At 69.0% G+C, this 15,452-nt stretch carries 20 protein-coding genes and 1 riboswitch; of the genes, 10 read left to right on the forward strand and 10 right to left on the reverse strand.

The window, feature by feature from the left end; genetic code table 11:
- Entirely contained in the window at positions 1-2,334 is a 2,334-nt protein-coding gene (locus tag G6N38_RS15205) for a helicase-associated domain-containing protein (protein ID WP_163748784.1), read from the reverse strand.
- A gap of 65 nt (positions 2,335-2,399) precedes the next feature.
- On the opposite strand from G6N38_RS15205, the gene G6N38_RS15210 reads away from it, so the two are divergent.
- Genes G6N38_RS15210 through G6N38_RS15225 form a run of 4 tightly spaced genes read left to right on the forward strand, consistent with a single transcriptional unit; the run spans position 2,400 to position 3,972 of the window.
- Entirely contained in the window at positions 2,400-2,582 is a 183-nt protein-coding gene (locus G6N38_RS15210; protein ID WP_163748786.1) for a hypothetical protein, read from the forward strand.
- 60 nt (positions 2,583-2,642) lie between these two features.
- Entirely contained in the window at positions 2,643-3,074 is a 432-nt protein-coding gene (moaC, locus tag G6N38_RS15215) for a cyclic pyranopterin monophosphate synthase MoaC (RefSeq protein ID WP_179968566.1), read from the forward strand.
- Positions 3,071-3,550, forward strand: coding sequence for a MogA/MoaB family molybdenum cofactor biosynthesis protein (locus G6N38_RS15220; RefSeq protein ID WP_163748789.1), 480 nt, complete (start codon positions 3,071-3,073; stop codon positions 3,548-3,550). Before moaC ends, G6N38_RS15220 begins: the two co-directional genes overlap by 4 nt.
- The gene (locus G6N38_RS15225; protein WP_163748791.1) at positions 3,547-3,972 is read left to right on the forward strand and encodes a molybdenum cofactor biosynthesis protein MoaE; all 426 of its coding nucleotides are present in this window, start codon (positions 3,547-3,549) and stop codon (positions 3,970-3,972) included. Before G6N38_RS15220 ends, G6N38_RS15225 begins: the two co-directional genes overlap by 4 nt.
- A gap of 7 nt (positions 3,973-3,979) precedes the next feature.
- On the opposite strand, the gene G6N38_RS15230 is transcribed toward G6N38_RS15225, so the two are convergent.
- The 4 genes from G6N38_RS15230 to G6N38_RS15245 all read right to left on the reverse strand — a co-directional run bounded on the left by G6N38_RS15230 (position 3,980) and on the right by G6N38_RS15245 (position 7,414).
- Positions 3,980-5,257 (reverse strand): transglycosylase family protein, encoded by a 1,278-nt coding sequence (locus G6N38_RS15230; RefSeq protein ID WP_163748792.1) that lies wholly within the window; start codon positions 5,255-5,257, stop codon positions 3,980-3,982.
- Positions 5,258-5,266: 9 nt separating this feature from the next.
- Positions 5,267-5,482: riboswitch (cyclic di-AMP (ydaO/yuaA leader) on the reverse strand.
- Positions 5,483-5,698: 216 nt separating this feature from the next.
- Positions 5,699-5,968: a MoaD/ThiS family protein gene (locus G6N38_RS15235; protein ID WP_163748794.1), complete on the reverse strand. Its 270-nt coding sequence runs from the start codon at positions 5,966-5,968 to the stop codon at positions 5,699-5,701.
- Positions 5,961-7,025 carry a GTP 3',8-cyclase MoaA gene (gene moaA, locus G6N38_RS15240; RefSeq protein ID WP_163748796.1) on the reverse strand — a complete coding sequence of 355 codons (1,065 nt, stop codon included), beginning with the start codon at positions 7,023-7,025 and terminating at the stop codon, positions 5,961-5,963. The genes G6N38_RS15235 and moaA overlap by 8 nt, the downstream gene beginning before the upstream one ends.
- Positions 7,022-7,414 (reverse strand): YccF domain-containing protein, encoded by a 393-nt coding sequence (locus tag G6N38_RS15245; RefSeq protein WP_163748798.1) that lies wholly within the window; start codon positions 7,412-7,414, stop codon positions 7,022-7,024. Before G6N38_RS15245 ends, moaA begins: the two co-directional genes overlap by 4 nt.
- 147 nt (positions 7,415-7,561) lie before the next feature.
- Between G6N38_RS15245 and G6N38_RS15250 the strand changes: the two genes are divergently transcribed.
- Both G6N38_RS15250 and G6N38_RS15255 read left to right on the forward strand, forming a co-directional pair.
- On the forward strand, positions 7,562-7,972 hold the full coding sequence (locus tag G6N38_RS15250; protein WP_163748800.1) for a cold-shock protein: 411 nt from the start codon (positions 7,562-7,564) through the stop codon (positions 7,970-7,972).
- Positions 7,973-7,996: 24 nt separating this feature from the next.
- Positions 7,997-9,010, forward strand: coding sequence for a glutathione S-transferase family protein (locus G6N38_RS15255; RefSeq protein ID WP_163748802.1), 1,014 nt, complete (start codon positions 7,997-7,999; stop codon positions 9,008-9,010).
- On the opposite strand, the gene G6N38_RS15260 is transcribed toward G6N38_RS15255, so the two are convergent.
- Both G6N38_RS15260 and G6N38_RS15265 read right to left on the reverse strand, forming a co-directional pair.
- Positions 9,007-9,465, reverse strand: a complete 459-nt coding sequence (locus tag G6N38_RS15260; protein ID WP_163752029.1) for a DUF2771 domain-containing protein — start codon at positions 9,463-9,465, stop codon at positions 9,007-9,009. The genes G6N38_RS15255 and G6N38_RS15260 overlap by 4 nt on opposite strands.
- A gap of 29 nt (positions 9,466-9,494) precedes the next feature.
- A complete protein-coding gene (locus tag G6N38_RS15265) occupies positions 9,495-11,102 on the reverse strand; it encodes an MFS transporter (protein ID WP_163752030.1) in 1,608 nt (535 codons plus the stop codon).
- Positions 11,103-11,282: 180 nt separating this feature from the next.
- Here G6N38_RS15265 and G6N38_RS15270 point away from each other — a divergent pair, with 180 nt between their 5' ends.
- A complete protein-coding gene (locus tag G6N38_RS15270) occupies positions 11,283-12,167 on the forward strand; it encodes a DUF3027 domain-containing protein (protein ID WP_163748804.1) in 885 nt (294 codons plus the stop codon).
- Here the strand turns inward: G6N38_RS15270 and G6N38_RS15275 are convergent.
- Positions 12,164-12,616: an SRPBCC family protein gene (locus G6N38_RS15275; protein ID WP_163748806.1), complete on the reverse strand. Its 453-nt coding sequence runs from the start codon at positions 12,614-12,616 to the stop codon at positions 12,164-12,166. The two genes, G6N38_RS15270 and G6N38_RS15275, sit on opposite strands and share 4 nt — an antisense overlap.
- 23 nt (positions 12,617-12,639) lie before the next feature.
- Positions 12,640-12,942, reverse strand: coding sequence for a DUF2530 domain-containing protein (locus tag G6N38_RS15280; RefSeq protein ID WP_163748808.1), 303 nt, complete (start codon positions 12,940-12,942; stop codon positions 12,640-12,642).
- Between the two features lie 102 nt (positions 12,943-13,044).
- On the opposite strand from G6N38_RS15280, the gene G6N38_RS15285 reads away from it, so the two are divergent.
- The 3 genes from G6N38_RS15285 to G6N38_RS15295 are packed head-to-tail and all read left to right on the forward strand — an operon-like array spanning position 13,045 to position 14,626.
- Positions 13,045-13,476: an Rv0880 family HTH-type transcriptional regulator gene (locus tag G6N38_RS15285; RefSeq protein WP_163748811.1), complete on the forward strand. Its 432-nt coding sequence runs from the start codon at positions 13,045-13,047 to the stop codon at positions 13,474-13,476.
- Positions 13,473-14,306, forward strand: a complete 834-nt coding sequence (locus G6N38_RS15290; protein WP_163748813.1) for a TrmH family RNA methyltransferase — start codon at positions 13,473-13,475, stop codon at positions 14,304-14,306. Before G6N38_RS15285 ends, G6N38_RS15290 begins: the two co-directional genes overlap by 4 nt.
- 47 nt (positions 14,307-14,353) lie before the next feature.
- Positions 14,354-14,626 (forward strand): DUF2537 domain-containing protein, encoded by a 273-nt coding sequence (locus G6N38_RS15295; RefSeq protein WP_163748814.1) that lies wholly within the window; start codon positions 14,354-14,356, stop codon positions 14,624-14,626.
- A 7-nt stretch (positions 14,627-14,633) separates the two neighbouring features.
- On the opposite strand, the gene sepH is transcribed toward G6N38_RS15295, so the two are convergent.
- Positions 14,634-15,422 carry a septation protein SepH gene (sepH, locus tag G6N38_RS15300; RefSeq protein WP_163748816.1) on the reverse strand — a complete coding sequence of 263 codons (789 nt, stop codon included), beginning with the start codon at positions 15,420-15,422 and terminating at the stop codon, positions 14,634-14,636.
- Positions 15,423-15,452 lie beyond the last annotated feature (30 nt).

The raw sequence follows: 15,452 nt of genomic DNA on the forward strand, positions 1-15,452 counted from the left end.
TTATCCAGCGTCGGCCGACATCACCGATGTCACGCGATGCACGGCGAACTCCCGCGGGCGCCCCTGGGTGGGGTCCCAGGCCAGCAGCTGGCCACCGCTGACGGTCAGTGGGCGCACCACCCGCTGGGTAGCCACTCCGGCGGCGTCGACGTAGCCGATCACCACATCTTTGTGGTCCATGGCCGCCTGCTGCAGCAGAGCCATGGATACCGCCGGGTCAAGGCGGACGTTGGCGAACGGAGTGGCGGAATCCACCCGACGCAGGATCGCCACCACAGAGGCCAGGGTTTCCACGCTCGGCTTGGGCAGCGCGCGGAACAGCCGACGATGCGTGGGTGTGGAAACCCGGGCGCCGCGCTGGCGGAGGTCGACGATAGCGCCCGAGGAGTCCTCCGCAGCCGGTGCGAACCCTGCCGCCCGCAACGCGGCGAGCAGCTCGCCGATCGGCGCCTGCGACACCGCCACCGTCGGGGCCAGCTGCCGCACCTCGAGGTGCTCGAGGGCCGGCGCCGCCACCGCGTGCGCGAGCAGGGTCGGGTCCTCACACCGCAGGAACGACGAAGCCATCCCGACACGCAGCTGACCGTGCCGCCGGGCGACATCGTTGATCAAGTACGTCAAACCTTGGGGAACAGGGGTTTTCGAATGGTGCTCGAAGAACGCGTGCAGCGCGCCCGCGGTGCGGCCGGTATCCAGCGCGTGCCGGATCGATGCTTCGCTGACCCGGTACACCATCGCGGCGCCGGCCGATTCCACCGCAGCCACCGCTGCGAGTTCGTCGGCCAGCTCGCGTTGCAGCGGCCCGGGAACCACCACGGTCAGGTCGGCCTGCACCAGGAAGTGATCGATCGGTGTGGGCAGGACCTTGCCCATTGCGTCGACGGCGGCATCGTCGCCGCCCGTGAGCAGCACCCGTGCCGGTGTGCTCAATGCGCCGCGGCCGACCAGGCCAAGGGCGTGCGCCTCGTCGAGCAGGTGCGCGATGGGTTCAGGCTGCAGGCGCGCCGCCCACCGGGGCCGCTGCCAGATCAGCGCCTGCGAGGCGTGCAGTGCATCCACGCCCGACCCGGGTGGCAACCCGGCCAGCAATTCCAACAGCAGCCGCCGGTCCAGCGGAGCCGCGGTCGAGTACAGCGAATCGGACAGTGCCGCATAGGCTTTTCCGTCGGGCCCGCGGCTGCCGATCAGGCCCGGTCGGGACGGCAGCTCGAGCCAGGTAGTGGCCAGCAGATGCCAGCGTGCGGCGGTCGGCGTCTCGAGGAACCGGTCGGCGGCCACCGTCGGTGTCCAGTACGGGCCGGAGCCGTCCGGTGGTTCCGGATCGGGCGTGCCGCTGGCGATCAGACCGGCGGCCGAACTGATCTCGAGGACCAGCCCGAGGCGTTGTTCGTCGATCCCGGTGAGTTTGCTCAGCCGCTTTGCTTCGCGTACCCCAAGCCCGCCGCTGCGCAGCTCGGGAACTGGTGCGGCGGAGAGGCTTTCGATCACGAGCTCGATCTCGCGGATCACGTCAAGCAGGGCACCTGCGGCGGCGGCATCGGTATCGGCGACGGTGGTGGTGCTGGCCACCGGGTCAGGGGCGCTCAGATGCACCGGGCCGGGTTCCTCACCACGCAGCACCTGACCGACGTGGCGGGGCAGGATCACCGTCTCCGCGTCGAGCTGGCGCAACAGTCCGGCCGCCAGTAGCCGCGGTACCGGACGGTCGGCGGGCGTGCCCGGCGCGGCGTCGCGGGTGCGGCCGACCGGTGAGCCCATCAGCAACCGCTCCAGTAACTCCGTCTGTGGTTCGTCGAGCGCATCGATGGCCGCCGAGATCTCGGCGCCGGACTTCGCGGAGTCCTCCAGGATGGCCTGCCCGGGGTACCAGGGCAGCCCGGCGGCGGCCTCTGCCGATACCCGGACTGCGGCGTCGTTGCCCCACACCAGGGCCCGCTCGCGCAGATCGTCCAGTGCGATCAGCACCGACTGCTTGTCCGCCCGTTTGCCGATCAGGGCGACGAGCTTGGCCACCGGAACGGCCGTGGTCTCGGCATGGAGCACCAACAACGCATCGAGGACCGCCAGCCGCAGGAAGTCCAGCTCGTCGGTGGCAGCCTTGACCGACTGGCGGGCCACCGCCCGGGCAGCCAGGGCCGCGATGCTGCCGGGTGCGGGTTGGGCGAGGTCGGGCCGTAGTTCCAGGAGGCGGATCAGCCGGTCGTCGGGCAGATCGGCCAGCCAGGCACCCAGTGGCACACCGGGGTTGTTTTCCCGGGTCGCTTCGCTCCTGCCCGCGTGGGCCTTTTCCCGGGTCGCTTCGCTCCTGCCCGCCGGTCCGGACTCGTCAGTCATTGTTGACCAGCGTAAAACAGCCGCCTGTGTGCACAACCCGGCCGTAGGAGTGTCAGAATGTTGCCGTGGCTGAGAAGAAGACTCCGTACGTCGACAACGGCTGGCCGACCCGCGATCCCGATGACCACGCTGTCAGCGAGCTGGCAGCCGATCGGGTGGGCGCGCTGTCCCCGTTCGGCGACGTCACGTTCCCGCTGCCCGCGTCCGAACTGCCGTATCTGCATCCGGTCACCGTCGTCAACAAGTAACCGGTGACCAGCGGACCGCAGCCTCGCCTCTCGCACCTTGACGAGCACGGTGCGGCGCGCATGGTCGACGTCACCGAGAAGGCCGCGACCACCCGCACCGCGGTGGCGGCCGGCGCTGTTCACACCACCGCCGAGGTGGTCGTCCTCATCGCCTCCGGAGGCCTGCCCAAGGGCGACGCCCTGGCGACCGCCCGGGTGGCCGGCATCCTGGCCGCCAAGCGCACCAGTGACCTCATCCCGCTGTGCCACCACCTCGGGCTGACCGGGGTGGACATCGAGTTCGCGATCGGCGAGACCGAGGTGGGTGTGACCGCCTCGGTGCGCACCACCGATCGCACGGGTGTCGAAATGGAAGCGTTGACCGCCGTCAGCGTCGCGGCCCTGACGGTCTACGACATGATCAAAGCCGTCGACCCCGCCGCCCGCCTCGACGACATCCGGGTGCTCCGCAAGGAGGGCGGCAAGACCGGCCTGTGGGTGCGTCCGACGTGACTCGGTCCGCACGGGTCGTGATCGCCTCCACCAGGGCCGCGACCGGTGTGTACGAGGACCGGTGCGGGCCCGTCGTCGTAGCCTGGCTTGCCGAGCGCGGATTCAACGTCCCCGATCCGATCGTGGTGGTCGACGGCAGCGCTGTCGGCGACGCCCTGCGCGGGGCGGTCGACGCGGGATCGGACGTTGTGATCACCTCCGGCGGCACGGGGATATCACCGACCGACGCCACCCCGGAGGCCACGCTCAGCGTCCTCGACTACCAAATCCCTGGACTTGCCGATGCGATCCGCCGCTCCGGGCTGCCCAAGGTGCCGACGTCGGTGCTCTCCCGCGGCGTGTGCGGCGTCGCCGGGCGCACACTGGTGGTCAACCTGCCGGGTTCCCCTGGCGGCGTACGCGACGGGCTGTCGGTGCTCGCCGACGTTCTCGACCACGCGCTGGACCAACTCTCCGGAGGAGACCACCGCTCATGACACGCATCCTGCGGGCCGCGCTCGTCGAAGGCCCGATCTCACTGACTGAGCACGAGGAACTCGTCGCCAGTGATGCCGCCGGCGCGGTGGTCGGGTTCTCCGGGGTGGTGCGCAACCACGACGGTGGCCGGGATGTGGTGCAGCTGGACTACTCCGCGCACCCGTTGGCCGAGCAGACGTTGTTCGAGGCGCTCGCGGAGGTGGCCGCGCAGTCTCCCGGCGTGCGGGCGATCGCCGCCAGCCATCGGGTTGGCACGCTGCACATCGGGGATGCCGCCCTGGTGGCCGCCGTGGCGGCCGACCACCGCGGGGCGGCGTTCGAGGCGTGTGCGCTACTCGTCGACACCGTCAAGGCACGGTTACCGGTGTGGAAGCACCAGTTCTTCGCCGACGGAACCGACGAGTGGGTGAACTCGGCCTGAGCCGCTCTTACTGAGCCGGTGCGGCAGCAGGGTCCACGAGGGGCGCGGGTGCGGCAGGGGCCGGTGCGGGAGCACCGGGGCCCGGCAGCGGAGCGTTCGGGTCGCCAGGAGCCACGCCCATGCTCGGGTCGTTGGTCACCGGAGTGTTCAGCGGCCGCTGGGTCAGCGCCAGCAGTGCGTCACCCTTGCTGACCTGCTGAGTCTGGATCGCGTGCCACAGCTCCTTGAGATACGTGACATTCGGACCGTCTTGCGGGCCCTCAGGCTGGTCGCTGGTGCCCGGCGGGAGGTTCTCCGGGCTCGTCAGGTGCGGAACACCGTCGGGCAGCTGGCCGGCCGGGCTGGCCGCCACCACGGTGGTGCCGGCCGTGGGTGCCGCGGCAGGATCAGCCGGGGCGGGGGCCGGCGGCAGCGCGGGCGGAACCGCCGGGTCGGCCGGGTCGCCCGGGGCCTGCGGGAGGAAATGGATCGACGACGCCTGAACCGTGATGGTCTGCTCGTCAGGGGCGGGCACCTGCAGAGCGGTATCGACGACGGGCTCGGCGGCCGGCGGGGCGATCTCCTGGGAGACCGCGACGACGTCCGGATGCCCAGCGGGCGGCAGGTCCTGGGGGGCCGGCGGGAGATCGTGGGGGGCCGGGGGAAGGTCCTGGGGTGCCGGCGGCAGGTCCTGCGGGGCGGGCGGCAGGTCGACCGGTGCGGGGGGCAGATCCTGGGGGGCCGGCGGCAGATCCTGGGGCGCGGGCGCCAAGTCTTGCGGGGCGGGCGGCAGGTCGACCGGCGCGGGGGGCAGATCCTGCGGCGCGGGCGGCAAGTCGGCCGGAGCATCCGGAGCCGGAGCGTCGGGGGCCGGCGTGTCGAACGCCGCGGCTTGCACCGGCAGGGCGTCGGGAGCGGGCTCGTTCACCACGTTGCGCGGCGTCGCACCCGACAAGCCGCGACCGCACACCGGCCAGGCACCGCGGCCCTGAGTGGCCAGCACGTGCTCGGCGATGGCGATCTGCTGGTCCTTGGTGGCCATGTTGGCAGCCGGGGCGAACTGACCGCCACCGTGCGCGGCCCAGGTGCCGGGGGAGAACTGCAGGCCACCCTGGTAACCGTTACCGGTGTTGATGGCCCAGTTGCCGCCGGACTCGCAGCGGGCTACCTGATCCCACTCGGTATCGGGAGCCGCTTGGGCTTGGCCGGCGAAGGCCAGGCTGCCGCCTCCGATGACCGCACCGGTAACCGCGATTTTGGCGACACTGACAGACGATGAAGTGGGCTTGCGATGCCGTCCACTCATATGGCGATGTATTCCTCTCTTCGATGCGCCTGCGAGGTCAGCTGTCGGGTTCGGGCTGGAGAGGTCGCCCGGCCGTCGTCGTCTCTGGTGGAAACGATGTCGGCTTCACCCCAAGGAACCGCGAGCGGTTCCTGGTCCTATCGGTGGACCGGTGGGTCCCCCGCCTCCATCCATGGTTCTCGTTGGTCCCTCCGCTCCTTGGATGGAGCTCAGCGCTGAGAGCGGAGAGGGTCTTCCCCCGGTTGAGGGGGTGGACCTTGCAGAGACGCTAACGGCAACCGAGAGTGCCGTCACCTTTTGCGTTTTCGGGCGTTTCTGCTACTGGCAAACCTTAGAAAAGGTTAAAGCCCCATGACAATTCGGCGTTCGCCCAGGTAGGTCAGACGGAAAATTCCCCCGCGGCCATCTCGTTACCTGATCGTGATGTGACGTAAATCACGATCATCCCCCGGCAAACGGGGGTAGCACGTCGAGGGTCTGGCCCGATCGCAGTTCAGTGGCCTGATTGCGGACCGCGATGCCGTCGCACAGATATGAACACCGCTGTAACACCTCCGCCAATTTGTCACTGCGGCAACGCAGTTCGTTCACCACATCGGCGACGGTGGCGCCGTGGGGCACGTTGAGCAGGTCGGAGTCCGCGCCCGCGGCGGCCCGAGCCGCAGCGAAGAAACGCACAGTCACTTCCACCGGCGCCGTCACCTCAGCCACCGATCGCGCTCATCGGCCGTTGGGGTTGTACGAATCCCGGGTCGTTGATGCCGTGGCCAGCCGCCTTGCGCCACATCGCGGCGCGCCAGACCAACTCCAGTGCGTCGTCGTCGGCGCCGTTGCGCAGCAGCGCCCGCAGATCGGTTTCCTCCGCGGCGAACAGACAGTTACGAATCTGCCCGTCCGCGGTCAGGCGGGTCCGATCGCAGGCCGAGCAGAATGCGTGCGAGACCGACGCGATGATGCCGACGGTGGCTGGTCCGCCGTTGACGTGCCACAGCTGGGCCGGCGCGGATCCGCGTGGCGCCGGGTCGGTGGTCAGGTCGAAGTGCGCGGCCAGGGCCGCGAAGATCTGGTCGGCCCCCAGGTTGGTGTCACGACGCCACTGGTGTCCGGCATCCAGCGGCATCTGCTCGATGATGCGCAGCTGGTAGCCGTACCGCAGGCAGTAGTCCAGCAGCTCGACGGCATCCGACAGACCGCTCACCGGATCCAGCACCGCGTTGACCTTCACCGGCCCCAGCCCGGCAGCGGCCGCCGCAGACAGGCCGTCGAGGACATCGGCGAGCCGGTCGCGGCGGGTGATGGCGGCGAAATGAGCGGCGTCGAGGCTGTCCAGCGAGACGTTGACGCGGTCCAGGCCCGCGTCGGCCAGGGCCTGGGCGCGCCGGGCCAGCCCCACCGCGTTGGTGGTCAGCGCGATCTCGGGGCGCGGGCGCAGAGCGGCCACTTCGGCCACCACCTCCTCCAGTCCCCGATACAGCAGTGGCTCCCCGCCGGTGAAGCGGACACTGTCGATACCGAGCCGGGTGACGGCCAACGCCAGCAGCCTGGCCAGCTCGTCGCGGGTCAGCAGCTCCTCGCCGGGCAGCCAGTCCAGCCCCTCGGCCGGCATGCAATAGGTGCAGCGCAGATTGCACCGATCCGTCAGCGATACCCGCAGGTCGGTGGCGACCCGGCCGAAGGTGTCGACCAGCGGGCCGCTGCGGGGCATCTCGGCGGAGAAGTCTTCGGCGTCGCGGCGGATTGCCGGCAGACCGAGCGACGTCATTGTCATACCGCCACCCGAGGCTGGCCGGCGGGGACGATCTCCTTGCCCAACGGCATCAGCGAGACCGGAATGAGTTTGAGGTTGGCCAGCGCCAGCGGGATTCCGATGATCGTGATCGCCATCGCGGCCGCGCTGACCAGGTGCCCGATCGCCAACCACAGCCCGAACAGCAGCACCCAGATCACGTTGCCGACGAGAGCGCCGGGGCGCGGGCCGGGCTTATCGACGATGGTTCGCCCGAACGGCCACAGCGCGTAGTCGGCGATCCGCAGCGCGGCGAAGCCGAAGGGGATGGTGACGATCAGAACGAAGCAGACAAGCGCGGCCAGCAGGTAGCCAAGGGCAAGCCATAGCCCGCCGAATAGCAACCAGACGACGTTCAAGATCAGGCGCATGTCTCCTCCAGCGGTTTGCCCAGCCTACCGAACTAAACGGGGGTGCTGGGCCCCCCTCTTCCCGAGTAGGATCACCGACACGCGTCCTGCACCGGCGGGACGCTTCGTCATGTTGTCATGGACCCGTTAGACAAGCAGGTGAGACCAGTGCCGACCGGCAAGGTGAAGTGGTACGACGCCGAGAAGGGATTCGGCTTCCTGTCCCAAGAGGACGGCGAGGACGTCTATGTCCGTGCGTCGGCCCTGCCCGACGGCATCGAGGGTCTCAAGGCCGGCCAGAAGGTCGAGTTCGGTCTCGCTTCCGGGCGCCGCGGGCCGCAAGCGCTGAGCGTCAAGTTGATTGACCCTCCGCCGAGCCTGACCCGGACGCGACGTGAGGCCACCCCGGTCGAACGCAAGCACACCCCGGACGAATTGCACGGCATGGTCGAGGACATGATCACGCTGCTGGAAGGCGCGGTGCAGCCCGAGCTGCGCAAGGGGCGTTATCCGGATCGCAAGGTTGCCCGGCGGGTGTCCGAGGTGGTCAAGGCGGTTGCCCGGGAGCTCGACGCCTAGCCTGCGGCAGGGGAGACTGGCCGGGTGGGTGCCTATGTTGCCGGCGGCGGCGAATTCAAGCGCGATACCAACTACATCACCACCCGGATCACCGCTGACGGTGCCGACGGGTATCCCGTCGAGCCCGGTCGCTATCGCCTGATCGTCGCCAGGGCATGCCCGTGGGCGAATCGGGCGATCATCGTGCGCCGGCTGCTCGGCCTGGAAGATGCGCTGTCGATCGGGTTCTGCGGGCCGACGCACGACGAGCGCAGCTGGACCTTTGATCTCGATCCCGGCGGCGTCGACCCGGTGCTCAAGATTCCGCGGCTGCAGGATGCGTACTTCGCCCGCGATCCCGACTATCCCAAGGGCATCACCGTCCCGGCGATCGTTGAGGTCGCCACCGGCCAGGTGGTCACCAACGACTTCGCCCAGATGACGTTGGACTTCTCCACGCAGTGGCAGGCCTACCATCGCGACGGCGCGCCGCAGCTGTACCCCGATCCGTTGCGCAACGAGATCGACGAGGTCGCCCAGCGGATCTACACCGAGGTCAACAACGGCGTGTATCGCTGCGGGTTCGCCGGTTCACAGGAGTCCTACGAGGCGGCCTACGACCGGTTGTTCGCCGCGCTGGACTGGCTCACCGAGCGGCTGGCCGACCGGCGATATCTGGTCGGTGACACCATCACCGAGGCCGATGTGCGGCTGTTCACGACGCTAGCCCGCTTCGACCCGGTGTATCACGGGCATTTCAAGTGCAATCGGGCCAAGCTGGACGAGATGCCGGTGCTGTGGGCTTATGCCCGAGACCTGTTCCAGACTCCGGGGTTCGGCGACACCACCGACTTCGTCCAGATCAAGCAGCACTACTACATCGTGCACGCCGACATCAATCCCACCCGGATTGTCCCGAAGGGGCCTGAACTGTCCGGCTGGTTGTCACCGCACGGGCGAGAGTCCTTGGGCGGCAGGCCATTCGGCGACGGCACCCCGCCGGGGCCAACGCGCGCGGGTGAGCGGGTGCCGGCCGGGCACGGCGCGACCGTCGCCTAGGGCCAGACCAGTCGCACCGACCACTCGGCGTGCGGTGCGTCGCGCAGATCACCACTCGGGTCCTGCACCAGGGTGAGCAGCTGAACGACCACCCCGGTGAGCTTGCCGCGTTGCGGGTCGACAGTCGGAATCGTCACGGCCAATTCGGTATTGGGCCGGAAGAGGGTGGTCGTCGAGTTCCGCTCGTCTTCGTAGACCCGCAGCAGCCGCCAAGGTGCCCGCCCGATGGAGGTCGGCACCGACAGCTGGACGGGATAGCGCTCGGTGACCGACAGTTGGCCCTGGGTCCGCGGGTTCTGGCAGTCGTTGAGGTTCACCACATTGCAGTAGACGAACGGCCCGACCCGCACCGACTGCCCATGCGAGTACGCGCTGATCTCGGGCAGCTTCGATCCGGAGTCGCGAGTCAGCGCCCACGCGCCGACCCCGGCGCCGATCGACGCCAGCACGACCATCACCACCAGAAGCCAGCGGGTCAACTTCGTCACCGGTTGGTCACCGCCGATGCCCCTTCCGGTTCGGCAAGCACCGGACGGTTGCCGCCGAAACCAGGGATCAATGAATCGCCGCGATAGCTGACGATGGTCTGGGCCAGGCCGAGGATCAGCAGCGCGCTGATCGCGGTGAAGCCCACCCACAGCTGGGTGGACACCAGCACGCCGAGCGCACCGCCGAGCACCCAGGCCAGCTGCAGCACCGACTCCGAACGTCCGAACGCCGACGCCCGCGACTCCTCGGGCAGGTCGTCCTGCAACGACGCATCCAGTGACGCCTTGGCGATCGCGGTCGATCCCGAGGTGATCAACGCGGCCACCGCCACGACGATCAGGTTGCCGGTCACCGCGGCCACCAGAGCCACCACCGTCACCGCCACCGTCATGCGTGCGACCAGCATCGCCGGCCGGCCCAGCTTCATCCGAGCCGCAGTGAAGTTGCCCGCGAAGTTCCCGATCCCGGCCGCCGCGCCGATCAGGCCCAGCATGGCCAACTGTTCCCAGCTGCTGGCGTTATGGGACTTGGCGACGAAGGCCGGGTACAGGAACAGGAAGCCCACCATCGCCTTGATCGTGCAGTTACCCCACAGTGAGGTGATGATGTTGCGACCCAACGGCTGTCGCCGTGCGCCCGCCTTCGTGGCCGGTTCGTGGTCGTGCCGGTGCAACGCCCCGGTGTCGCCGTGATAGGTCAGGGTGGCCGGCACTTCGCCTTCGGTCACCTCCACCCAGCGCGGGATCCGCATCGACCAGGAGGCGCCGGCGACGGAGATGAAGACGACGACGAACAATGCGCCGGGCAGTTGGAAGACCGTGGTGAGTAGATATTCCGCCCCGGCGGCGATCCCGCCGCCGACGATGGTGCCGCCGATCAGGCCGAACATCGTCAGTCGTGAGTTCACCCGGACCAGGTCGATCGTCGGTGGCATGACGCGCGGGGTGACCGCGCTGCGCAGCACGCTGAAGGACTTCGACAACACCATCATTCCCAGCGCACAGGGGTAGAGCACCCACGACGGGTAACTGCCGCTGGCGCCGTCGTAGTTCATGATCAGCACGATCCCCAGCGCGGTGCGCAGGATGAACGACATCGCCAACGCCGCGCGTCTGCCGTGTTGCACGCGGTCCAGTGCGGGCCCGATCAGCGGCGCGATCACCGCGAACGGTGCGATCGTGATGAGCAGGTACAGCGCGACCTTGCCCTTGCTCTCCCCGGAAGCGGCGGCGAAGAACAGCGTGTTGGCCAGGGCGACCGCCATGGCCGAGTCCACTGCGAAGTTGGCCACCACCGGCCACGTGAGTGCGGTCAGGCCGGACTTGTCGGCACCGTCGGCTGTGGCGGCCCGGTGCACCATCGAATACATCCGCGACCCCATCTCGCGGCTGCGCATCGCCGCGGCGCGGGTGACGGTGACGCGTTCGCCCGAATTACTGCCGCCGCCGCCACGCGAGCCCGGCGGCGGACCCGACAGGTTCTCGGTGCGCTGATCCTGATCGCCCAGTGGCGGCAGGTAGCGGTTGGCGCTGGGGATCGGATTGGATCGCCGGGTGGCTCCGGAACGGCGGAAGCCCTCCCCGTCGCTGGGGTAGTTGGCCATCCCGGGGTGTTCGTCGGGGGCGCCGGCCGACGAGCGGCGATCCGGCCCGAAAGCCGGATTCCCGCGGGGTTCGTCACGCCGGCGTCCAGACACGCCACGATTGTCCCCCATAGCGGCATGTGCGGCGCGCACGTGACCGGTGTGGCTGCGGACACGGGCCGTGAGGCAAGATTAGTGACGATGGACAGCTCGATCGACTCCGCAGAACCCACGGCTCCGGTCCACGACGGCGCGCCGTCGGACGCGGCTGCCGCCGTACTGAGCGGCGCCGTGGACCAGGCGCGGCAGGCGATCGTGGAGTTCAGTGGCGACACCGTGGGCGAGTACCTCGGCGTCAGCTTCGAGGACGAGTCCGCGGCAACCCACCGCTTCCTGGCGAAAATGCCCGGCTATCAGGGCTGGCAGTGGGCGGTGGTGGTGGCATGCCCCGGCGCCGATCACGCAACGGTCAGCGAAGTCGTGCTGGTGCCCGGCCCGACGGCACTGCTGGCTCCGGCCTGGGTGCCGTGGGAGGAGCGCATCAAGCCGGGCGACCTGGGCCCGGGTGACCTCCTTGCGCCGCTCAAGGACGATCCGCGGCTGGCGCCGGGATATACCGCGACCGGTGACCCCGCGATCGACGACGTCGCCTACGAAGTCGGGTTCGGCCGCCGCCAGGTGCTCAGCGCCTTCGGCCGCGACGAGACCGCGCAGCGCTGGCATGACGGCGACCACGGCCCCGGCGCACCGATGGCCCGCGGGACCAAGCGGGTGTGCCGCGATTGCGGATTCATGGTTCCGCTCGCCGGTGGGCTCGGCGCCATGTTCGGGGTGTGCTGCAACGAGATGTCCGCCGACGCGCGCGTCGTCGATTTCGAGTACGGCTGCGGCGCGCATTCGGACACCCCGCCTGCCCCGGGCAGCGGATCGCCGTTGTACGACCCCTATGACGACGGGGTGATCGAGGTCGTCGAAGTCGCCGAGAGTCTCGAGACGGTCGCCGAAGTCCCGACGGTCGCTGACAGTGCCGACACGGTCGAGAGTGTCGAGACGGTCGAGAGTCCCGAGACGGTCGAACAGACTTAGCCTTCGGCGGCGGCCTTGATGCGCGCCAGAGACGTGTTCATTCCTTCGACGAGTTCCTTCTCGAAGCCCGGGACCCCGCCCAAGACCGCGTTGACCGTCATGGTCGAGACGGCCTTGACGCCGTTCTCGGCATGCCGGGTCTCGACGACACGCGTGCCGGTGGCGGTCGCCTCGAGCTCATAGCACCAGACGGTGTTGTTGGCATTGACCCGGAATGCCAACTTGCGCTCCGGGATCAGCTCGGTGATCGTCGACGTCGTCGGCCAGAACAGGTTGTTGCGGCGGTTGAGGTTGACGGTGCGAGTGCCCGGGCGGACCTCGCCGAGTGGCTTCATCAGCCGGCACTGCGGGCTCCACTTGGGCATGTTGCCCAGGTTCGAAATCAGGGACCACACCTTGCTCACCGGAGCATTGATGTCGATCTCTGCTTGTAATAGCGGCGCTGCCATCACTTCTCCTTGTTGTTGGTTGATCAATCGGTGCGCGGCGCCCGCCCGGTTTCCAAGCCGGTCTGCGCTCCCCGCGCACCGCGCCGGGCAGCGGTGCGCTGCCAGAGGAATATCGACGTGCCGACAACTCCGGTGCCCAGTCCCGCAATCACGATGGGTCGCCATGATTCCAGGGCCCCGACGGTGAACGCGGCGATGGTGGCAAGCGCCCACAGCGCAGCGCCGGCGACGATGACCGGCCACGGATCCAGCAGCGCCGCGGGCAGCGCCGGCGGCGCAGGTTCGGCCGTCGGTGGCGGGCTGGGCTCGCGCTGTTCGGAAGGCATTGTCGTCCAAGGTAACCGATCGGGTGGGCGGCCCGCTCAGCACCGCGGCAGTTGCCTGGTTCATCATTGATCGGGTGTTGGTGTGTCGTAGTGTTTGCGATTGTGTTGGACGGTGACCTGCGGCTTGCCAGTGATTTGTCGCTGGCTGTCATGCGGTTGGCGCGCCAGTTGCGCTTCCGCCGGCCCGAGTCGCCGGTCACCCTTTCGCAGTTGTCCGCTCTTGCCACCCTGGCCAAAGACGGGGCCATGACGCCCGGCGCGCTGGCCGTCAAGGAACGGGTTCGGCCGCCGTCGATGACTCGGGTGATCGCCTCGCTGGTCGACCTTGGGTTGGTGGTGCGCAGGTCGCATCCCGCCGACGGCCGCCAGGTGCTGGTGGCGGTGTCCGAGGCCGGTGGCGAGCTGGTCGACAGCGAGCGCCAGGCCAGCCAGGAGTGGCTGCGCGCCCGGCTGGCGACCCTGAACAGCGAGGATCGCGGCACCCTGTTGCGCGCCGCGGACCTGATGACCGTGCTCGTCGACGAAGACGCGTGAGCGGCAACGCTTTTGGGGCGTTCGATGTTGTCGACATCACCGACCCCGCTGATCTCCGGGTCGACGACTTTCGCGACCTCAACAGTGTCGACCGCAGACCGGATCTGCCGAGCGGCAAAGGGCTGGTGATCGCCGAGGGCGTGCTGGTGGCTAGGCGCATGATCGCCTCGCGGTTCACCCCGCACGCCTTTCTGGGCACCGACCGCCGCCTGGCCGAACTGGGCGACGATCGCAGCTGGGTACGGGCCCCGTTCTATCGCGCCTCAGCCGAGGTGATGGCCGAGGTGGTCGGCTTCCACCTCAATCGGGGTGTGCTGGCCGCGGCGCGTCGGCCCCCTGAGCTGACGCCGACCGAGGTGCTTGACGGCGCCCGGACGGTCGCCGTCCTGGAGGGCGTCAACGACCACGAGAACCTCGGGTCGATCTTCCGCAACGCGGCCGGGCTTGGCGTGGACGCGGTCATCTTCGGCACCGGCTGTGCCGACCCGCTCTACCGGCGCGCGGTGCGGGTGTCGATGGGCCATGCCCTTCTGGTGCCCTTCGCGCGTGCGCAGCAGTGGCCGGCCGACCTCGCTGAACTACGCCGGAGAGGTTTCCGGCTGCTGGCCATGACGCCCGATCCAGCGGCCCAGACCCTGGCCGAGGCGACGGCCGACCTGTCCGATCAGAAGGTCGCGGTGTTGGTCGGTGCCGAGGGGCCGGGGCTTACCGAGACGGCGATGCGGGCCAGCGATGTCCGGGTCCGTATCCCGATGTCGCGGGGTACCGATTCGCTCAATGTCGCGACCGCGGCGGCGTTGGCGTTCTACGAACGGGCGCGCGCTGGCTAGGCTTCTTCCGGCGGGCAGGAGCGAAGCGACCCGGGAGGAGGCCCCGCATGAATGACCAATCGACGCCATGGGGGACCGGCCTGACCGTGTCGGCATTCGTCGCCGGAATCACCGGCGCCGCGATTGTGGTGCTCAGCCTGGGCATGATCCGCGTGCATCCGCTGGTGGCAATCGTGCTCAACATGATTGCGGTCGGCGGCCTGGCACCCACACTGTGGGGCTGGCGAGGCATTCCGGTACGGCGCTGGTTCGTTCTTGGCGCCGGTATCGGTGTCGCCGGCGGCTGGGTGACGCTACTGGCGCTGGTCGCGGCGCGCTAGCTGGAGATCAGCGCTCGCCGCTGGAACGCACGCCCAGCAGGACGTCCTCCCAGCCGGGTACTGCGGGCTTGGCCTTGGCGCGCCTGGCGCGGGGGGCCGGAGTGGGAGCAGGTGCTGGGGCCGGCGTCTCCTCGACCGGAGCCGGTGCGGGTTGCGGCTGCTCCTCGAAATCCAGCTGTGCGACGGGAGCGACAGGCCGCAGCACCGGACGTTCGAACCCCGGGTCGATCAGCTCGCTGGCGGCGTCGTCGAGGGCAGCGACCGTGCCGCCGTGTGCACCCGGGCTGAAGCGGAAATGGGCGGCGTTGTCGGACAACCCGGCCTGCCAGGCTATCTGCACTACCCAGCGGCCGTCTTCGCCGCGCCACGCATCCCACTCCGTCGCCTCAGGGTTGAGGCCGCGCGCCACCAGGGCGCTCGTGATCGACTCCTGCAGCGATCTCACCGCCGGCCCGTCGGCGAGGACCGGGTGGGCGGCGGAGGCCAGCTCGGCTGCTCGCGCGCGCTCCAAAAGCACCGGGTGGGCGAAACGCTCGACCTTGGTGATGTCCATGCCGGATGATTCGGCAACTTGCTCGACGGATGCACCCGCACGGATGCGCGCCTGAATGTCTCTGGGCCGCAACATGCCTTTGACCTCTTTGTCCCTCAGGGTCTGGCCCAGTGACCGGTCGCCGCGGATAGCGGCGCGCAGTCGATCGTCGACGTGCAGGGTGAACTTGTCGGCCGGGTCGGGACCTTCACAGATGATGTGCCTGCCGTCGACATCGAGTCCGATCACCCTGAGTTCCCGCATGTCGACCTCCTTCTCCGTCCGGAATTTAAC

The organism is Mycolicibacterium helvum (genome assembly GCF_010731895.1).
Classification (GTDB): Bacteria; Actinomycetota; Actinomycetes; order Mycobacteriales; family Mycobacteriaceae; genus Mycobacterium; species Mycobacterium helvum.